Consider the following 18,876-nt stretch of genomic DNA (forward strand, 5'->3'; position numbering starts at 1 on the left):
GCATATGTAAAAAAATGATTTTTATTCAGTTACAGACTCCTCCTCGCCGGATTGCTGGCGGTTGTACAGTTCTGCGTAATAGCCGTTCAATGACATTAATTCTTCATGCGTGCCGGTCTCCACGATCCTGCCGTCGTCCACCACGATCACTTTATCAAATTCAAAGAGGGCGAAGATCCGGTGGGTAATAATAATGGCCGTCTTGTCTTTCAGATAGGCGTACAGGTTGCCAATGATCTCTTTTTCGGTACGCGCGTCCACGGCAGAGAGGCAATCGTCGAACACCATAATATTAGGGTCCATGATCAGGGCGCGCGCAATGGAGATACGCTGCTTCTGCCCGCCGCTGAGGGTAACGCCCCGCTCCCCTATCATGGTGTCAAAGCCTTCCCTGAAATTAAGGATATCCTTTTCCACGGAAGCCTGCCGGGCGGCCTGCTGCACAGCTTCCTGGCCGGCCGCGGGGGCGCCGAAGCGGATGTTGTTGGTGATATTGTCCGAGAACAGGAACACATCCTGCGGCACATAGCTGATCTGGCTGCGCAGGCTTTCCAGGCGCAGGTCCCGGATGTCGTGCCCGTCCAGCAATACCCTGCCCTGCTGCGGATCGTACATGCGCAGCAGCAGTTGCGCCAGGGTAGACTTGCCGGAGCCAGTACGGCCTATCACGGCGATCTTCTGTCCCGGTTGTATGTCCAGGTCAAAATCCCGGATGGCCTTGATGCCGGTATGCGGATAGGTAAAGGATACGTGCTCGAAGCGGACATGCCCCTTCAGGGTCACGTCCTTTGCGCCGGGGCGGTCTTTGATGTCCGGCTTTGTCTGCAGGAACTCGTTGATGCGTTGCTGGGAGGCGGCGGCCCGCTGTATCATGGAAGCCACCCAGCCGATGGAGAAGAAAGGGAAGATCAGCATGTTCACGTAGATCACGAACTCCGCCAGGTTGCCCACGGTAATATTGCCGCGTATCACCTGGATGCCGCCGATGAAAATGGTCAGTATCACGCTCAACCCGATCATTAATGACATGCTTGGCTGATACAGGGCGTCTGTTTTGGCCAGGCTCACGGAGCTTTTCCGGTACTCCCCGCTGGCCTGCTCAAAGTGCTGCGCGCTGGCGTCCTCCTGCACATATGATTTGATGACCCGTATGCCGGAATAGGATTCCTGCGCAATGGAGGTAAGGTTGGAGAGCTGCGCCTGTATGCGCTCGCTTTTGCGGTGAATGACCCGGTTCACAAAATAGATGGTAAGGGCCAGCACCGGCAGGGGCGACAGCGTGTAGAGCGTCAGCTCCAGGTTGACCTTCACCATCAGGTAGATGATCATGACCACCATAATAACGGTACGGGCGCTGTACATGATAGCCGGCCCTACGTACATGCGCACCCGTGATACGTCTTCCGTAATGCGGCTCATGAGGTCGCCGGTACGGTGCATCTTGAAGAAGTTAAGGTCCAGCACCTGGTAATGCTGGTAAATATCGTTCTTGAGGTCAAATTCAATGTGGCGGCTCATCACGATGAGGGTTTGCCGCTGCAGGAACATAAAGAAACCGCTGAGCAGCGCAGACAGCAGGATGGTGATGCCATAAAAGGCCAGCACCCGGGAAAAGTCTGCACGGAAAAGGCCTTTGATGCCGGTATCGCTGATCATCCGGTAGCTGTCCAGGTTCTGAGACAGCAGGTCGAATATCTGGCGGACCATAACGGGCTGGAAGATGCTGAACACAATGGATATAGCCGTGAACAGCAGCCCCAGTGAAAAAAGCCATTTATATTTTACGAAGTATATGTTAAGCGCTGCTAAATGTTTCATAAAAAGGAGAAGGGAAAAAGAAGAAGGGAGAAGGAACAGACCCGCACCCTTTCTCCCTTTTTCCTTTTTCCCCTTTACAAGTTATAAAGATCTAAGTGTTTCAATAATACGGGCCGCTGTTTCTTCGGGCTGCATGTCCTCCTTCACAAATGTGCGGCCGGTAATGCGCTCGAACAGCTCAATGTAGCGCTCGCTTACGCTATTCACGAACTCGTCGGTCATTTCCGGCACCTGCTGTCCTTCCTTGCCCTGGAAGCCGTTCTCCATCAGCCATTCGCGTACAAATTCCTTGCTGAGCTGGCGCTGCTGGCGGCCGGCCTGCTGGTTCTCCTCGTAGCCATCCGCGTAGAAATAGCGGGAGGAGTCCGGCGTGTGCACTTCGTCGATCACGCAGATGGTGTCGCCGATCTTGCCGAATTCGTACTTGGTGTCCACCAGGATCAGCCCGCGCGCTGCGGCCAGCTCCTTACCGCGCTGGAAGAGGGCCAGCGCGTATTTTTCCAGTTGCGCGTAATCTGTTTCGCTTACCAGTCCCCGCGCGATGATCTGCTCACGGCTGATATCCTCGTCATGCCCTTCGTGCGCCTTGGTAGTAGGCGTAATAATGGGTGCAGGGAAGAAATCGTTCTCCTTCAGCCCTTCCGGCAGGGGCACGCCGCAGAGCTCGCGCTTGCCGCTCTTGTAGGTCCGCCAGGCATGGCCGGTCAGGTTGCCGCGCACGACCATTTCCACCGGGAATGTTTCGCATTTCAGGCCGATGGTAACGTTGGGCAGCGGTACGGCTTTTACCCAGTTGGGCACAATATCCTTGGTAGCTTCCAGCATAATGGCGGCCACCTGGTTCAGCACCTGTCCCTTGTAGGGAATGGGCCGGGGCAGCACCACGTCGAACGCGGAGATGCGGTCGCTTACCAACATCACCAGCAGGCGGTCATCAATCGTGTATACGTCACGTACTTTCCCTTTATAAAAAGCGGTTTGTCCTGGAAATTTGAAATCAGATGTCAACATCTGTCAGAAAAATTATAAATTAACTTGAAATGAATGGCTGATGCCTCTTTAAAATGAGCGACAAAAATACTGTACCCTGCCCAACAAATTAAAATTAATAATTCACAATTGATCCAAAGTTTTGCGGCGCCCCCGCTCGTCTTTGCGGAGAGCCACCGCGCTGAAGCGGGTCGGACGCCGAAGCAATCTGCTGAACAGGCTGGAGATTGCTTCGGCCTCCCCGGCACATAATCCTTGCCTCATGCCTCGCATTGACAACCTAGGGTAACATGACAATATTTTTTTACAAATTAAAGACTATATATGAAAAGGTATGATTTAAAACAAGTTATCGATTTTCTAACCCAAAAACATATTTCATAAATCAATAAAAAATGAAAAAAAAGTATATAAATTATTGCTATTCATTAAAAAATCGTAATTTGAGACGTCAATCAGGTATGAACCGGGCGCTATCAAGGACCATATTATTATGTGCCGGTATTGTTACCGCAGGCTGCGCACAAGGCCAGACGGGTAACGGGGCGCATATGGACTTTGAAAAGTACGAGCCGGTATCAACGCTGAAAGTGCCGGAGCACCCGGTGAGCAGGGCTAAGTACCCGTTCATTGACGTGCATAACCACCAGTGGAACCTGGCCTCGCAGGACCTGGGCGCACTGGTAAAGGAGATGGACGCCCTGCACATGCAGGTGATGGTGAACCTGAGCGGCGGCAACGGCAGCCGGCTGAAAAGTATGACGGACAATATCAAGGCACATGCCCCGAACCGATTCGTGGTGTTTGCCAATATTGATTTTGACGGCATCGGGCGGACGGGTTGGACGGAAAAGGCCGTACGGCAGTTGCAGGAGGATGTGCGGAACGGCGCGGCCGGTTTAAAGATCTTTAAGAACCTGGGACTGAGCGTGCAGGACAATACCGGCCGGCGGGTGCCTATTGACGATCCCCGGCTGGACGCCATCTGGGAGCAATGCGCGGTGCTGAAGATACCGGTGCTGATCCACGCGGCGGACCCGGCGCCTTTCTGGCAGCCGATGGACGAGCATAACGAGCGCTGGCTGGAGCTGGCTACCCATCCCCGCCGGCGCAGGGGAACTGACAACCCGGCGCCCTGGGAGCAGATCATTGAGGAACAGCACCGGATGTTCAAAAAACATCCGCGCACCACCTTCATCAACGCGCATTTTGGCTGGTACGCCAATGACCTGGCCCAACTGTCGGCCCTGATGGAGGAGATACCGAACATGTACGTGGAATTTGGTGCGGTGATAGCGGAACTGGGCAGGCAGCCCAGGATGGCGCGGCAATTCTTTGAAAAATACCAGGATCGCATCCTGTTTGGCAAGGATTCCTGGGTGCCTTCGGAGTATGCCACCTATTTCCGCGTACTGGAAACGGCAGACGAGTACTTTCCATACCATAAAAAGTACCATGCCTTCTGGCGCCTGTATGGTTTGAACCTGCCGGACGAGATACTGAAGAAGATATATTATAAGAATGCGCTGAAGATCATACCGGGGATTGAGTGGACAATTAATTAAGTATAAATATCCTTTAATAAAACAACGACCTATGAAGAAGCAATTCTCAGGGGCAGCCGTATTACTAGTAATGGCGCTGTGCTGCTCCTTACAATTGAAGGCGTCTAACGATACCGTTTATTATAAAAACGGCGCCATCCGTTTTATTATCAACAAAGCTGACAATGGTGTGAACACCTTTGTACAGTTGAACGGTGAAGGCGGTGAAAACCTGCTGAAGCCCGGCCGCTGGTCCTACACCTATTTTGATGCCCGGCAGATCCAGCACGGTTACACCATCCAGGACAACATTGTTGCCGATGCTTACTGGATCCGCCAGCGTAACAGCAAACCGGACACTGTTTTCACAACCGTTACCTACACCCCGGAGCAAAGGCAGGAGCTGTCCGACGCTACCGCCTCCCTGTACTCCAACCTGAAATATCCTTTCAAGGCGAAGGAGAACGGCGTAACCGGTACGGTGTATGTTTCCTTTGTGGTAGACAAAAAAGGTAAAGTAAGCGAAGTAAAACCGCTGACCGACCTGGGCTACGGACTGGAGCAGGCTGCCGTGGAAGCTGCCGAACAACTGGCCTTTTCACCGGTGAATTACAATGGCCGCATCGTGACCATGTACTTTGAGCTGCCGGTAACGTTCCGTTTACAGCAACAGTAAGCATTTCCGGTCAACGGACCCTGTTTATCTTCCTATACCTATGATCCAGCGGCTTCGCGGAATAAGGATGCTATTGCCCTGGGCATGCTGTCTTTGTTTTGCTGTAAAAGTAAAGGCGAATGACACGGTGTTCCACAGGAACGGTATGATCCATTATATTGTCCGCCAGGATACCCTGCTGCAACTGGACGACGAGCACGGCGCCAGCTTGCTGCGTACCGGCTACTGGCAGTATACCTACGTCAGCAAGAGCGGAACAACCTGCGGGTTTTCTCTCCGGGACAATATCATTACGGAAGCATACCGCCTGCAGGAACGGGATGGCGGCCATGCGGATACCATCTTTACCCGGCTGTTATTACCTGCCGACCAGCAACAGCACCTGAGAGACACTACCCGGCGGCTGTACCGGCAGTTGAAATATCCTGCCCGGGCTTTGAAGGCGGGCATCGAAGGCACCGTGTACGTGTCTTTTGTTATTGATACTACCGGCAGCATTACCGGCCTGAAAGCGGCCTCGCGCACGGGAGCCGACCTGGAAGCAGCGGCGCTGGCAGCCTGCCGGCAGCTTACATTCCAGCCGGTATACTATAAGGGGCGATATATTAATATGGCATTCAAGTTGCCGCTGACGTTCCGCCTGCAACGGTAAGTAGTATCCAGGTTTCAGGCATTTAGTGACAATAAACGGGTGGTTTTACCGGCAGCATATTGCCGGAGCAGGTTCAATATGTATTCATTTTCGGGGTAAGGCGTCAGCCAGTCCTTTAACTGGTGACTACCGGTAACGGCGATATCCCTGGGTACGTATCCCATGCCGTAGAACCGCCCTTTTTCCATTAATATGCAGCTTTGCTCGTCTGCATCCCTCCCACTGTCCAGGATCACGAAGGAGGGCTGCTGCTCCTGCAGCCAGGCGATAGCCTCCTGTACCCGGCCGTTATACAGGCGGGGCGTTTCTTTTTTCTCACAGGCGCCGTGGCAGGTATGTTCCTGCAAGGGAGAGCAGGCGCCGTTCCCTTTTTGCAAGAAGCACAGGCGGGGGCACAGCTCAAACCTGCGGATCAGGTTGCGTAGCAACTGGTGCCCTTCCACCAGCAGCTTGAAGGCGTATAAAGGCGTGGTGTATTTACGTTTCTTTTCAATAGCCAGGCGCAGGTACCCCTCCTGGTCCTCAAAGCAATAGAAACCATAGCTGAACTCAACATGCTTCTGCGCATAATTGTACACAGGCCATAGCCGTTTGATCTCCACGGATTCCAGGATACAGGCCATCAATTCCGTACCGGTTATTTCATAGGTAATGCTGTAGATATTGCGGAGGAACTCCTGCCGTTGCGGGCCGGGGTTGTTGCCGGTAAAATGGCTGTTGACCCGCTTGCGCAGGTTGCGCGCCTTGCCTACATAGATCACTTTTCCTTTCCGGTCATGAAAATAATAGACGCCCGGTGCGCCGGGGAGCAGCTTTACCTGTTCCGGCGGCAGGTTGGGCGGGAGGAACTGCTCCTTGGAGCCGACACTAAGCGCCGTGGCGATGGCGTTTTCCGTATCCCGCTGCAGCAGCAGGGCAAAGAGGCGCACGGTGGCGGCGGCATCCCCTGCTGCGCGGTGGCGCTGGTGCACGGGTATCTGCAGGGAGCGGCAAAGGTTGCCCAGGCTGTAGGAAGGCAGGCCCGGTACTATTTTGCGCCCCAGCCTTACGGTGCACAGCTTGCGGCATTTCAGCTCATAACCGCATACGTTTAGCTGGTATTGCAGGAAGGAATAGTCGAAGTTCACGTTATGGGCCACGAAGATCTTATCATGCAGGAGATGGTACACCTGCGGGGCCACCGTTTCAAAAGACGGGGCCTCTGCCACCATCTCGTCCGTGATGCCGGTAAGCGACTGGATGTACAGCGGGATGGGCCGGCCGGGGTTGACCAGGGTATGGTACTCCTCTACTACTTCCGCCCCGTTAAACACAAAGACGGCTATTTCGGTGATGGCGTTGGCGCTGGCATGGCCGCCGGTGGTCTCTATATCAACAATGGCATACATGTTGGGTGAAGTTACGAAAAACTAAACCATGGCAACATCCAAATGGGTCATAGACCCGGCCCACAGCACTATCGGCTTTAAAATCAAGCACCTGATGATCACCAATGTATCCGGCCATTTCAGCAAATTTAATATGGAAGTGGAAACGGAGGACGAAGATTTTACTACTGCCAAAGGCGCTTTTACGGCGGATACCGCCAGCGTGTTTACCGGCAACGAGGAAAGGGACCGGCACCTGCGCTCCCCCGATTTTTTTGACGACCACCAGTTCCCGCAGATCCGGTTTGTGCCGCAGCGGTACGAGGCGGTGGATAATGACGGGTCTTACAACGTGTTCGGCGACCTGACGATCCGGGATGTGACCAAACCGGTGGAGCTGTTCGTGGAATTCGGCGGGGTGGTCAAAGATCCCTGGGGCAGCACCCGTGCAGGGTTTACCGTTAACGGCGCCATTAACCGCAAGGATTTCGGGCTTCACTGGAGCGCGCTCACCGAAAGCGGCGGCCTGGTGGTGAGCGACGAGGTGAAGCTGAGCTGCGAGATTGAACTGGTGAAACAGTGAATGAATGTGCGGATGTGCTGCTATGCGCATCCGCACATTCGTTTTATTTACCTACTGCCCCCGGCCGGTCGCTGTTGTTCATCATTTTCCGCTGCGCTTCCTGTATGGCCTTTGCGGAGTCCAGGTGCATCCGCAGGGTGGGCAAAGTCCTGGAGGCGAACGCCTTCAGATCCGGGTCTGAGAGGTTACTGGCGGCTTTCTCGAACTCGTTCACGTCTTTCTCATGGTCCTTCACCATCATATCGATATATGCTTCATCGAACTCCCTGCCTGTTTTCCTGCTGAGCTCTTCGATGTGCTCTCTCTTGTCTGCACCCACACTGTCAGGCAGGGCAATATTCTTGGACACGGCCAGGTTCTTCAGCTCATCGTTAGCGGAGGAGTGATCCCGGACCATCATGTTACCGAAATCCTTTACCCGCTGGGACCGGGCTTTTTCCTGGGCCATGCCGCCCAGTTGTACTTCCATCATACCGCCGTTAGCCGCGTCTACGGCAAACTCTGCGGCAGCGTCATCTACGGAGGCCAGGGAATCATTGAGGGCCTGCACGCTATCCACGTTATCGTTGCGGCCGGCGCCGCCACAGGATTGTAATACCCAAACCAGCGATGCTGCCAGATATAATCTGCTAAATAGTTTCATAACCGTCATTTGTTTTGGTTCAAGTAAAAAGGTTTACCGTAACCATGGAACAAAAAAGGTACCGGGAGGATAAATACCCTTTATTTGTATTTTAGCTATGGAATAAATTCCCCTGTATGAAACACCCTTTATGGCTATTTTGCATCATAATGACCACCTTCACAGCACAGGCGCAGCGCCCGGCTATCCTTCACATATGGCCGGGCACGGTACCCGGCGAAGCAAAGCCCAGGCATGCCGCTATCCCTACCTCCGACACCAGCCGGGGAGTGATGCGGCTCACCGATGTAACAGATCCCATCCTGACGGTGTATCCACCGAAGAACCGGGCGGTTGACAAACATACCGGCATCGTGGTATGCCCGGGAGGTGGCTACCAGATACTAGCTATCAACCTGGAAGGCGAAGAAGTGGCCAAATGGCTCAGCAGTCTTGGCTATACAGCTTTTGTACTGCAGTACCGGGTACCTAAAAAGGAAGCCGGCGCCCTGCAAGACGTACAGCGGGCCATCCGCCTGGTGCGCAGCCGGGCCAGGCAATGGGGCCTGGATGCGGATAAAACCGGCGTAATGGGCTTTTCCGCCGGCGGCAGCCTCAGCGCCAGGGCCAGCACCCTCTACGATAAAAGCACGTATCCACCGGTAGATGAAGCCGACCAGCTCTCCTGCAGGCCGGCTTTTGCGGCGCTGATCTACCCGGCCTACCTGGACAACGGGCCCAACCGCAGCCTGACACCGGAGCTGAACGTGAACGGGCAAACGCCGCCCATGTTCCTGTTTGCCACCGCCGATGATCCTTATGGCAACAGCGCCCTTGTAATGGCGGGCGCCCTGCGGGACGCCAAGGTGCCGGTAGAGCTGCACTTTTACGCCAGTGGCGGGCACGGCTACGGCCTGCGCCCCGGCAATGCTGCCGCGGAAGCCTGGCCTGGTTTGCTGGCTAAATGGTTAAAACAACGTTGAAAATTCCAAAATCCAAATTCCAAACGGGTGGCCATCCCCCAACTCTCAAAGACAGCTTTTTATTATTGAAAGCCTGCCTCCATTTTGGGATTTGGAATTTGGAATTTCTTAAAACATACCAACATGGAAATACTACCAATAGGAAGGACCTCTTTCGGCGACGCCGCCAATACCGGCAATACCCTGAGCCGGGAGGAAGCGTATGCGCTGCTGCAGGAATGGGTGAAGAACGAGCGGCTGCAGCTCCACATGCGGCAGGTAGGGCACCTGATGCGTCATTGGGCGGCCGAAACGGAAGGACTGGAGGAAGCAGACCAGTGGCGCTGGGAAATGGCCGGCCTGCTGCACGACGCGGACTGGGACCTGTGGCCAGAGCAACATTGCCACAAGATCATCGGGGAGCTGGAAAAACGGCAGGTATGCCCGGAAGTGATCCGGGCCATCGCCTCCCACGGGCCGCGCTACTTTGGCGTGGAGCCGGCTACCAGCATGGACAAGATGCTGTATGCATTTGATGAATTGTCCGGCCTGGTACATGCCTACTCGCTGATGCGCCCGGACGGCTATACCGGTATGGATGTGAAAGGCGTGAAGAAAAGACTGAAGGAAAAATCATTTGCCGCCAATGTATCCCGGGAGGATATACTGGACGCCTGCCAGCGGGCGGCTATCCAGCAGGATGAGCTGATCGCGTTCATCATTAAGCACCAGCCGCAGGTCAATTAATAATTAATACCCGTAACATGGCTGCTTCACGAAACGCCTGCGTTACGGGTATTATTAATTATTAATTGTTAATTATTAATTCTTCCAGTTGCCGCCAGTCATAATAATGAAATGTCTGGTCGGTGGACATGGCTACGAACAGGCCTTTGGGAAAGCGGGCGCCCAGCGGCACGCTGGTGACTTCCGACCCGTCGCTGTTCATGGCCGATACCGGGATCTTTTTCAGCAGCGTATGGCGGTGCGGGTTAGCGCTATCGCCTTCCCGGCGGTACACATTGAAGCTGTTGGCCTCCTGGTCTGATACCAGGATATAGCCGGTGCTGTCGCCGGTCTTGTAGATGCTGATGCCTTCATTGTCCAGCATGAACTCTCCCTGGCCGAAGAGGGCCAATTGCTCCTCTCCCCTGCCCGGCTCCGCGTAGTACTGGCGGATACCTACCCGCTCATCGGAGTAATACACATAGCCCAGCTCATTGTCCACGGCAATGCTCTCTATCTCCTTTTTGCCGCTGTACTGCCCGAATTTACGTACCAGCGTAGCCGTTACCACGCCCTGGCCGTTGTCATGCAGGCGGTATTGCCACAGGTACTGGCTGTGAGGGCCGGTTTTACGGCTCACGATGGCAAATATGGCCGTATCCGAAGGGCGGGTGTAGAGGCTAACGCCCATGGGGGCACGTTCCTGCTCCCCTTCAAACACCGGGATGCCCCCGCCGTCCACCAGCTCCATGCCGGGAAGGCGGTACACGCGCAGGCTGTTGGTCTCGCGCTCCGTCAGCACCGCGATATCTGCGCGGGCGCCGGACAGCGGCAGGCCGTAGGCCACATCCACATTGTTGGGCCTTTTGAGGCCGGTGATCCATTTCACTGTTTTTCCGTCCAGGTCAAAAACATAGAGCCCGCCGTCCGTGTCCTTGTCCGTACCGATGATGAGGCTTTGCGCCGGGTCTGCCCGGTTGATCCAGATGGCCGGATCATCGGAGTCATGCCGGAGGGGATCAGTCACTACCACGGGTTTCAGCGCGTTCTCCGCTACGGGCGTGTGGCCGTTGGTGCAGGCGCAGAGCACTGCCACAAAGCACAGCGCGCCGGTATATATCTTGTGTTTCACTAGCATGTATGTTTTATTTTTAGGGGAGAAGGGAAAAAGGGAAAAGGAGAAAGCTGCGAAATAGGGAACATACCCGTTCTCCTTCTCCCTGTTCCCTTTTTCCTTTTCCCTTGAAAATTAAAGATCAAACTTTAACCCGAAGTTATACCGGGGCCTGTAATATTCCAGTTGAGCGGTCCTGGAGGAAATGCCCTGGTAATAACGCAGGGGTTGGTTGGTGAGGTTGTTGGCCTCCCCGAATATCCTCCATTTGGGCAGTACCCGGAAGGAAGCGTTGGCATCCAGGAAGAACTGCTTATCGTAGAAACGGTCCCCGAAATCATCGCCGCCCAGCTCATCCAGGTAGGCGGCCGTGTAGTTGCCGGACAGGCGCAGGACCAGGCGGGGCGTTTCGTAGGACAGCGACGCATTGAACATGTGCGGGGCCGTACCCGGCAGCGTAGCGCCGGAGCGCTTTTCGCCATCGCTGTTGTAAATGCCGTCCGCCTCGGATTTGGTGTAGGTGTAGTTCAGGTACACGCCAAAACCTTTGAGGAAGCCGGGCAGGAAATCCAACTGGCGCTGCAGGGCCACTTCAAAACCGTACACGCGCACGTTATCGCCGTTGCGGGACTGGATGTAGGTCCAGTTGGCGCCGTCAGGCACCGGGTTGGCCAGGCCGGGATAGTCGGCGGCAAATTGCTGCGTAGTATACTCCTGGTCCCTGTATACGTAAATGAAGTCCCGGATACTTTTGTAGAACACCCCACCGGAGAGCAAGCCTACTGATTTGAAGTACTGTTCCACCATCCCGTCAAAGTTCCAGGAATAAGCAGCTTTCAGCTCGGCGTTACCGGCGCTCAGCGCTTCATCCTCTGCTATGCTGCTCACATAAGGCGTAAGATCATAGTAATTGGGACGGGCAAGGGCGGTAGTAACGGCTACGCGCAGCACGAGGTCACTGTTCACCATATATTTAAAGGTGAGCCCCGGCAGCACATTGAGATAGCTGTTCTCAATCTCCCGCTGGCCGGCCAGCTCCGACTCCTCTTCCACGATGTTGCCGGTATAATTGATATGCGTGTTTTCCAGGCGCACGCCGGCGATCATGGACAGCTTACTGCTAAGGTCCTGGTCCCAGCGTATATACCCTGCCGTGATGGTTTCCTTTGCATGGAAATTGACACCCAGGTATTCGGAGGGATCGGCGCTGGCTTCAAACAGGGCGGGATTGCCGAGGTCCAGGCCGCCCAGGTAGTCTTTGGAGGCAAACACGCCGGGCACATATTTGGAGCCGGGCTGGAAATTATTGCCATTCCAGTCTACCGTGGGTATGGTGGACAGGTTGCCGATGGGCGTCAGGGGATCGTATTCAAAGAAATTGTTCTCCCGTTTCTTGTCCTTGATGCGCATGCGGGCGCCTACGCGGAAACGGCCCTTCTGGCCGGGCACCACGCTGAGCGGGAAGCGGAGGTTCACTTTCAGCCCGGTCTCATTCTCTCGGGTATAATCCGTATTCTCGGTTACCCCGTCAAATTCAAAGTTCTCCGGCAGGTTGGATGTGGAGGATGCAAAGGGATGGCGGAGATCAGCCAGGCTGAGGGACACCGGCACGTCTTCGGCCACGAACTCTATATATCTTTCATGGGGGCGGCGCTCGCTGGCGGTAGAAAAGGATGCCGCCCAGTCCAGGTCCACTTTGGGGCTGAGCAGGTGCTCGCCGCGGATGGAATAGTTCTGTACGCGCTGGTCTTCCAGGCGGCGGCCTTTACCGCGGTTGCTGCTGATGCCGCCCTTGTTCTGACGGGCCAGGGAGCCGGTGTAGCCGGTCACCTGGTCATTGTCATCGTACTCCGGCTCAATATCCTTGATGGCGTAGGCGAAACGGTTTTCGCGGTCATAGCGCCAGGTGTACAGGCTGTTGAGGTAGATGGTGTTGCGGGCGTTGATCTTATAATCCAGCGCAGCGGACACACTCCTGCGGATGCGCTGCACATCGTACTTGCGGATCTCCATTTCCTCCGTGTATACGTTCCCGAAGTCGTCCTTTACCCAGGCTGCTTCCACGTTGTCTGAGCCGTAGTCATTATTATTATAGGAGGCGCTGAGCACGGCGCCCAGCTTGTTATTGAAGAAGCGGTTGCCCAGCACCAGGGAGCCGGTGTACAGGGGCTTGCTGCGGATGGGGTTAAAGCCGCCGGACAGCGTGGCGGATACGCGGGGGCCGTTGGGCGCTGCGCGCGTCACCAGGTTCACGGAGCCGCCGATGGCGTCTGCATCCATATCCGGCGTGAGGGTTTTGTTCACCTCTATGGTCTGTATCATATCCGAAGGGATGAGGTCCATCTGTACGCGGCGGTTGTCGCCTTCTGCAGAGGGGATGCGATCGCCGTTCATGGTCACGGAATTCAGCTCCGGGGCCAGGCCGCGGATGATGATGTTGCGGGCCTCTCCCTGGTCGTTCTGCATGGTGATGCCGGGAATGCGTTTCATGGCGTCGCCGATGTTGGCGTCGGGGAAACGGCCGATCTGGTCGGCAGATACGATATTGGTGATATTCTGGTTATTCTTCTGCTGGTTGAGCGCGCGGGCCTGTCCGCGGAGGCGGTCGCCCATGATCACCACTTCCCTGCCGGCAATCTGCCTGTCTGCCAGCCGGAAGTTGACCTCCGCTGCCTGGCCGGCCGTTACCGTTACTTCTTGGGTGAGCGGCTCGTAGCCCAGGTAAGTGATGGTGACGGTATAATTACCTACCGGCACGCCCAGGAACTCAAACTTGCCAAACTGGTTGGACACGGTGTAATGATTCCCGGGGCTGAGCTTGAGGGTGGCGCCCGGCAGGGAAAGCCCCTGGCTCCTGTCCACCACGGAGCCGGTTACCAGGCCGGCCTCCTGTGCAAAGGCGGAAAGGCCGAAGCAGGTACAGAGCAATACAAGTAACAATCTGTTCATCTGATCAAGATTTTTTTGACAGGGCAAATGTGCAATTACCGGTATGCAAGCCCAACTTTCGGGGATAAACAAAAAGGAAACAGCGTTACAAAGGGCGTATACAGGAGAGCAACAAGGTGAACAAATCCATCATAACTATTTGGTTTCCAGATATCCTGCCCGTAACAAAATCCGCCATTAAGGAATTGTTACCGTAACATTAAGCCGGGGTTACAGCGACTGGATGAAAGCGGTGAGGCTTTCCCCCTGCCCGATGCTCAGCTTTTTCCGGAGACGGTACCGCATGACCCGGAGGCTGTCCTGCGAGATGCACAGCAGGGTGGCGATGTCGCCGGAAGGGAGGTTCATTTTCAATAAAGCCACAAGACGGAGATCGCTGGGCGTGAGCTTGTCGCAATACTTCTTCAGGTTATTAAAGAAGGCCTGGTGCACCTGCTCGAACATCTTGCGGAATTCTTCCCAGTAATGATCATGGTTAAAGCTGTGATTGATCTGCTGCTGCAATTGTTTGAGCTGTTTCTTCTGGTCGCGACGCTCGTCTTTCACCATTTCGTCCAGGCGGTTGCGCAGTTCCTCCAGCAACTGGTTCTTTTGTATGATATGGAGGGTGTGCGTGGAGAGCTCTATTTTCCGGTTCTCCAGCTCGGCCTGCATGCGCTCCTGCTCGGTCTCATAGCGGCGCTTGTCCTGCTCGGCCAGGATGCGGGCGTTCCTGATCCTGAGGCGCTGGCGGCTGATAACGAGGGAGCCCAGCACGATGAGCAGCACAATGACCACGATAACGGCTACGGTAATGATGCGGTTCATTTTGCGGGCGCTGGTGAGGCGCTCTATTTCGCGGTTCTTCTTTTCTATGTCGTACATGGTCTGGAGCAGGGCCACCTGTTTGCCGCTTTCCTCGGAGTAGATGTCCAGCAGGTGATTACGGCTTTGTTCCAGGTAGTAGAAGGCGCTGTCGTTGTTGCCCAGGAGGTGGTAGGATTTGGCTACGTCCCTGCAGGCGCCGCTGAGCTGGTATTTTTCATTGACCTGCAGGGCGAGGGCCAGGGCCTGCTGCGTTCTTTGCAGCCCTTCGCGATAGCGGCCGGTTTTGCGGAGCACATCGCCGAGGTTGTTGAGCACTTCTATGCGGGCGGTATCGTCGCCGGTTTGCTCGTTGAGCAGCAGGGCTTGGCGGAAGTAATAGCCGGCGGAGTCGTAACGGGCCAGGTCCTCGTGGATGCTGCCCAGGTTCTCGTATATCTTGGCCATGCCCTGTTTGTAGTCCAGCGTGCGGTACTGTGCCAGCGCCTGGCGCTGGAAGAAAAATGCGCTGTCGTATTGCTGCTGCTTTTCATAGAGGTGGCCTATCTTCCCGTAGGTAAGGGCCATGCCGGCCCTGTCCTGCAGGGAGGTATAGATGGCCAGCGCTTCCTCGTACTGGCGGCGGGCCTGGCCAGGCTGGCGGTTATAATAGTAGAGCGTGCCCATGTCGTCCAGGTTGCCGGCCAGCAGTTTTATTTTGTCCTCGCGGCGGTAGATCTCCCCGGCCTGCAGGTGGAAGTCCAGCGACTGTGGGTAATGTCCCAGGTGGTAGCAAAGGCGGCCCATCTGCTGCAGGCATTGAGCGGCGGCTACGGGATCTTTATTTTCCATGGCGCGGGTGTAGTTTTCCTTCAGCGTGAGAAATGCGCTGGGCGTATGGACCTGGCGGCTGCTGTCCGGCTGTTCGAAGCGGCGCAGTTTAAGTGTGAGCTCCTGTTGTGCGCGGAGCGGCGCGGCGGCCAGGACGCAGCACAGGGCGGTGATGAAGAAGCGTTGTAGCATCATGAGGGGAAAATAAGATGCAAAGGAAGGAGGTGCATATTAACTTATTGTTAAGGGGGGGCTTTGTGTGGCAGCGTTATCAATACAGGAGCCACACGGTGGTGTTGCGTAGTGAAATGGCCCCCTACCAATGCCCATCTGCTCCTCCCCCGGCGCCGGAGCCGCCGCCGAATTTAAAGCCGGGATCGGGGGAAGGTTCGGGTGGCGGGAAGGTATCTGCAATGACGAGGGACTCTGCCTGGGCTGCTTCCTGGTGACCGGAGCTGGTATCTTCCCGGTATGTAAAGCCGTGGCGGGGCTCTTCCAGGTACCGGATCAGGGCCCAGGCGAAAGCAACCAGGGCCAGGCCGCCGACGATCATTTCGGCTTCCAGGGAGGCGACATCATAATAATGCTCTATGGTGAAAACGGCGGCGGCCAGCAGCACCAGGCCGGTACGAAGGAGAATCGTATTCTTGCCGCGGACGCCCAGCACAATGTACAGGAGCGGCAGGAGGACGGTGCTGGCCCAGAAAAAGCCGCCGGCCGGCATATCCTGGCCCGGGAGCAGGTGGAGGCCCAGCAGGGCATTACCGGTTTCCCGCACTACAAAATAGTTTCCCGCAGCGTACAGGGTTAGCAGTGCGGTAATTTCCATCACGGTGCAGCAATGGGCATAGTGCCGCCAGCGCAACGCCTTGCCCCATTTCCGCGCCAGTATGTAAATGGCCAGGGACCCGGTCATCAGCAGGAAAGGCGCTGTGGACTGCGCGAATGCTCCCAGCGGGTGATACCCGTAAAACAGGCATCCCAGCAGGGACACTACTGCCAGCGCTGCCAAGAGGCTGTCTGCATACCGCAGCGTTGCTGCAAGCGCCACCAGGCCTACCAGCGCGCAACAGGCCCATGCCGGCAGGGAGGTGTCTACGCAGAACGGAATCGATACCAGGGCAACACCGCTCCACAGCAATGCATCATCTACGCCGGAGCGGTAGTGTTTTGGGTCGTGGATAAAGAGTTCCAGCGCACCCAGGGCAGTCAGCCCGGAAAAAACGAGCATACCCCGCCAGGCATCTTCCAGGGCATCCGCCAGTATCAGCATCAACAGGCCCAGGGAAAACAGGACGATGATGGCCGTTAGCAGGAACAGGCCGATACGGATATAGGAATTGGGCGTATAAAAGCCTTCCGGGTAGGCCTGCACGATGCGCTCCCGCTCCCCGGCAGTAATGCAATGCCGACGGTACGCCTCCGTTGCTTCCTGCTGCAGGGCGATATTGTCCAGCCATATGGAATTATAGGCGATCATGCTTTTTTCATTTTCCTGTTGAAACGGATCAGCCCCAGGATCATGGCGATGGCGGAGGCGATAAGATAGATGAGACCGAGGTATATAGGTCCCAGGTCATTAGTATATATTTTTTCCAGCAGGCGCACTACCACGTAGCCAAGGCCGATATAGGTATACAGGGCCATTATCACGATGAAATAAAAAGAGTGATGCCGGAGGGCCTGCCGGTAGCAATAAAATGCGATACCCAGCAGGAGGAGGAACCAGGCAAAATAGCGGTGCTCAAAATGGAACATGCCAGCCAGGCAGGCGATGAACAATACGTGCAGGCCTATGTTTACATAAGTGAACCGGAAATGCGCTTTCCATTTTTTCCAGGCGGAAATTTCCCCGGCCGTTACCAGCATTCCCCCCAGCAGCATGCCGGTGTAGATCAGGGTGCTGTTGCTGAAATCGTTCTGCCGCAGTACCTGCGTGGGCGTTACCACAATGCCCATCCAGGCAGCAAGGTTGGTGATGGCGAGTGTGAGCACGCCCAGGTGATCAAAATAATAGGCGCAAAAAAACAGGATGACCATCGGCACAAAACCGGCCAGCTTCAGGTGATCGCCAAACACGCCATACTGGTACTGCAGGTACGCGATAAACGTAACCATCGTAAGACAGGCCAGCAGAAGCAGGTAATCGAACAGGGGATCCGGCGTGGGCACTTTTTGCCAGGAAAAGGGGCTTTTCTTTTTATTGCAATACCAGTAACCCGCCGCGCTGATAAGGGCAATAACGGCCAGTACCGCCTGGTGCCCGATGGTATCGATGTTCTCGTACACCAGTATGCCCAATCCCCCGCTGAGCAGCAGCACGCCCAGGTACAGGAGCACTTTCAGCTCCCAATGCAGGGAGAAGAGCCGCCGGCTCTCTGCAGCCTTTACTTTTTCAAAGGAGGCGCCGGAGATCAGTCCTTCCTCGTGGAACTTCCGGAACGTGTGCAGGTTCATATTACAATGATAGGAAAATTCAGCGAGCCGGTGCGCTGTTAAGGGGAATGAAGTGCGCTTTTACCCGGCACCTTGTACGCTTTTACTATACTGTTGGCGGGGAGCATCCCCCAAAGATGTAGGCATTATACCCCTTTTTAAACGCAGTACATCCCGTAAATTTACCGGATCATTCAACTTTTAAACCCCAGTGGAATGGCCAGACAACGCGGCCCACACTATATAACGGGCACCTATAACGGCATTTGTTTTTACCGGATGGAGGGACAATATTATGCCCGGCGGAAAAGCTCCCTATCCGGCAAGCGGGTAAAGCGCGACCCATCCTTTACCCTGACGATGGCATATGCCAATATCATGGCACAGGCATCCCAACTGGCTGCTGGCGTGTACCGGCAGTTGCCGCCCGCCCGGCGCAAGCATGCACTGTACCGGGCACTGACCGGACAGGCCATGCAACTGCTGAAAGCCGGGAAAGACGCCGCAGCCGTAATAGCCGCCCTGCAGGCGGCTTGCACCCCGCCACCGTCCGCCCAGGCTCCTACCCCACCCGCAAAAACCGCCACGCTCCTGCTGCGCCTGCGGAGAAGCCCCGCCCCACAGCGGACGCGCGGGAAGGGCTTTTGCGTTACCCCCTGTGGCAGGCTGCGACCTGCGGATATTACAGCCGCCCGGGAAGCGCTGTTCCATACTTCCCGGCGAAGACCGGTGCAGCCACACCTGGAATGATCCGGGGGGCGTACAGGCGGGAAAATTTATTTGGAAGGGCAAGGGTGTTCGCATATTTTAGCGGACATATTAA

The 18,876-nt window shown here is 55.5% G+C and carries 16 protein-coding genes; 7 read left to right on the plus strand and 9 right to left on the minus strand.

Features of this window, described 5'->3' with window-relative positions; genetic code table 11:
- Positions 1-21 precede the first annotated feature (21 nt).
- Positions 22-1,818: an ABC transporter ATP-binding protein gene (locus LX66_RS18970; protein ID WP_145716489.1), complete on the minus strand. Its 1,797-nt coding sequence runs from the start codon at positions 1,816-1,818 to the stop codon at positions 22-24.
- 81 nt (positions 1,819-1,899) lie between these two features.
- Positions 1,900-2,829, minus strand: coding sequence for a phosphoribosylaminoimidazolesuccinocarboxamide synthase (locus LX66_RS18975; RefSeq protein ID WP_145716491.1), 930 nt, complete (start codon positions 2,827-2,829; stop codon positions 1,900-1,902).
- Positions 2,830-3,251: 422 nt separating this feature from the next.
- On the opposite strand from LX66_RS18975, the gene LX66_RS18980 reads away from it, so the two are divergent.
- The 3 genes from LX66_RS18980 to LX66_RS18990 all read left to right on the plus strand — a co-directional run bounded on the left by LX66_RS18980 (position 3,252) and on the right by LX66_RS18990 (position 5,680).
- Positions 3,252-4,373, plus strand: coding sequence for an amidohydrolase family protein (locus LX66_RS18980; protein ID WP_244620458.1), 1,122 nt, complete (start codon positions 3,252-3,254; stop codon positions 4,371-4,373).
- 31 nt (positions 4,374-4,404) lie between these two features.
- Entirely contained in the window at positions 4,405-5,028 is a 624-nt protein-coding gene (locus LX66_RS18985; protein WP_145716492.1) for an energy transducer TonB, read from the plus strand.
- A 145-nt stretch (positions 5,029-5,173) separates the two neighbouring features.
- The gene (locus LX66_RS18990; protein ID WP_158642680.1) at positions 5,174-5,680 is read left to right on the plus strand and encodes an energy transducer TonB; all 507 of its coding nucleotides are present in this window, start codon (positions 5,174-5,176) and stop codon (positions 5,678-5,680) included.
- A gap of 14 nt (positions 5,681-5,694) precedes the next feature.
- Here the strand turns inward: LX66_RS18990 and LX66_RS18995 are convergent, their stop codons facing one another.
- Complete coding sequence (locus tag LX66_RS18995; RefSeq protein WP_145716495.1) at positions 5,695-7,068, minus strand: exonuclease domain-containing protein; 1,374 nt, start codon at positions 7,066-7,068, stop codon at positions 5,695-5,697.
- 28 nt (positions 7,069-7,096) lie between these two features.
- Between LX66_RS18995 and LX66_RS19000 the strand changes: the two genes are divergently transcribed.
- A complete protein-coding gene (locus LX66_RS19000; RefSeq protein WP_145716496.1) occupies positions 7,097-7,630 on the plus strand; it encodes a YceI family protein in 534 nt (177 codons plus the stop codon).
- A gap of 43 nt (positions 7,631-7,673) precedes the next feature.
- Here LX66_RS19000 and LX66_RS19005 read toward each other — a convergent pair whose 3' ends face one another.
- Positions 7,674-8,273, minus strand: coding sequence for a DUF4142 domain-containing protein (locus LX66_RS19005; protein ID WP_145716497.1), 600 nt, complete (start codon positions 8,271-8,273; stop codon positions 7,674-7,676).
- Positions 8,274-8,389: 116 nt separating this feature from the next.
- On the opposite strand from LX66_RS19005, the gene LX66_RS19010 reads away from it, so the two are divergent.
- Both LX66_RS19010 and LX66_RS19015 read left to right on the plus strand, forming a co-directional pair.
- Positions 8,390-9,235, plus strand: a complete 846-nt coding sequence (locus tag LX66_RS19010) for an alpha/beta hydrolase (RefSeq protein ID WP_145716499.1) — start codon at positions 8,390-8,392, stop codon at positions 9,233-9,235.
- Between the two features lie 123 nt (positions 9,236-9,358).
- On the plus strand, positions 9,359-9,961 hold the full coding sequence (locus LX66_RS19015) for an HD domain-containing protein (RefSeq protein WP_145716501.1): 603 nt from the start codon (positions 9,359-9,361) through the stop codon (positions 9,959-9,961).
- Positions 9,962-10,022: 61 nt separating this feature from the next.
- Here the strand turns inward: LX66_RS19015 and LX66_RS19020 are convergent, their stop codons facing one another.
- From LX66_RS19020 to LX66_RS19040, 5 genes are all read right to left on the minus strand, one after another.
- The gene (locus LX66_RS19020) at positions 10,023-11,078 is read right to left on the minus strand and encodes a phytase (protein ID WP_145716503.1); all 1,056 of its coding nucleotides are present in this window, start codon (positions 11,076-11,078) and stop codon (positions 10,023-10,025) included.
- A 111-nt stretch (positions 11,079-11,189) separates the two neighbouring features.
- The gene (locus tag LX66_RS19025) at positions 11,190-14,003 is read right to left on the minus strand and encodes a TonB-dependent receptor (protein ID WP_145716505.1); all 2,814 of its coding nucleotides are present in this window, start codon (positions 14,001-14,003) and stop codon (positions 11,190-11,192) included.
- 210 nt (positions 14,004-14,213) lie between these two features.
- Entirely contained in the window at positions 14,214-15,812 is a 1,599-nt protein-coding gene (locus LX66_RS19030) for a tetratricopeptide repeat protein (RefSeq protein WP_211366371.1), read from the minus strand.
- Positions 15,813-15,933: 121 nt separating this feature from the next.
- The gene (locus tag LX66_RS19035) at positions 15,934-17,097 is read right to left on the minus strand and encodes a hypothetical protein (protein ID WP_145716507.1); all 1,164 of its coding nucleotides are present in this window, start codon (positions 17,095-17,097) and stop codon (positions 15,934-15,936) included.
- Entirely contained in the window at positions 17,094-18,074 is a 981-nt protein-coding gene (locus LX66_RS19040; RefSeq protein WP_145716509.1) for a DUF2157 domain-containing protein, read from the minus strand. Before LX66_RS19040 ends, LX66_RS19035 begins: the two co-directional genes overlap by 4 nt.
- 195 nt (positions 18,075-18,269) lie before the next feature.
- Between LX66_RS19040 and LX66_RS19045 the strand changes: the two genes are divergently transcribed.
- Entirely contained in the window at positions 18,270-18,803 is a 534-nt protein-coding gene (locus LX66_RS19045) for a hypothetical protein (protein ID WP_145716511.1), read from the plus strand.
- Positions 18,804-18,876 lie beyond the last annotated feature (73 nt).

Source organism: Chitinophaga japonensis, assembly GCF_007830125.1.
In the GTDB taxonomy this organism is placed as follows: Bacteria; Bacteroidota; Bacteroidia; order Chitinophagales; family Chitinophagaceae; genus Chitinophaga; species Chitinophaga japonensis.

Excerpts from the sequence above, each read along its gene's own strand:
- LX66_RS18970 (WP_145716489.1), bottom strand. The coding sequence starts at position 1,818 with ATGAAACATTTAGCAGCGCTTAACATATACTTCGTAAAATATAAATGG.
- LX66_RS18975 (WP_145716491.1), bottom strand. The coding sequence starts at position 2,829 with ATGTTGACATCTGATTTCAAATTTCCAGGACAAACCGCTTTTTATAAA.
- LX66_RS18985 (WP_145716492.1), top strand. The coding sequence starts at position 4,405 with ATGAAGAAGCAATTCTCAGGGGCAGCCGTATTACTAGTAATGGCGCTG.
- LX66_RS18990 (WP_158642680.1), top strand. The coding sequence starts at position 5,174 with ATGATCCATTATATTGTCCGCCAGGATACCCTGCTGCAACTGGACGAC.
- LX66_RS18995 (WP_145716495.1), bottom strand. The coding sequence starts at position 7,068 with ATGTATGCCATTGTTGATATAGAGACCACCGGCGGCCATGCCAGCGCC.
- LX66_RS19000 (WP_145716496.1), top strand. The coding sequence starts at position 7,097 with ATGGCAACATCCAAATGGGTCATAGACCCGGCCCACAGCACTATCGGC.
- LX66_RS19005 (WP_145716497.1), bottom strand. The coding sequence starts at position 8,273 with ATGAAACTATTTAGCAGATTATATCTGGCAGCATCGCTGGTTTGGGTA.
- LX66_RS19010 (WP_145716499.1), top strand. The coding sequence starts at position 8,390 with ATGAAACACCCTTTATGGCTATTTTGCATCATAATGACCACCTTCACA.
- LX66_RS19015 (WP_145716501.1), top strand. The coding sequence starts at position 9,359 with ATGGAAATACTACCAATAGGAAGGACCTCTTTCGGCGACGCCGCCAAT.
- LX66_RS19020 (WP_145716503.1), bottom strand. The coding sequence starts at position 11,078 with ATGCTAGTGAAACACAAGATATATACCGGCGCGCTGTGCTTTGTGGCA.
- LX66_RS19025 (WP_145716505.1), bottom strand. The coding sequence starts at position 14,003 with ATGAACAGATTGTTACTTGTATTGCTCTGTACCTGCTTCGGCCTTTCC.
- LX66_RS19030 (WP_211366371.1), bottom strand. The coding sequence starts at position 15,812 with ATGATGCTACAACGCTTCTTCATCACCGCCCTGTGCTGCGTCCTGGCC.
- LX66_RS19035 (WP_145716507.1), bottom strand. The coding sequence starts at position 17,097 with ATGATCGCCTATAATTCCATATGGCTGGACAATATCGCCCTGCAGCAG.
- LX66_RS19040 (WP_145716509.1), bottom strand. The coding sequence starts at position 18,074 with ATGAACCTGCACACGTTCCGGAAGTTCCACGAGGAAGGACTGATCTCC.
- LX66_RS19045 (WP_145716511.1), top strand. The coding sequence starts at position 18,270 with ATGGCCAGACAACGCGGCCCACACTATATAACGGGCACCTATAACGGC.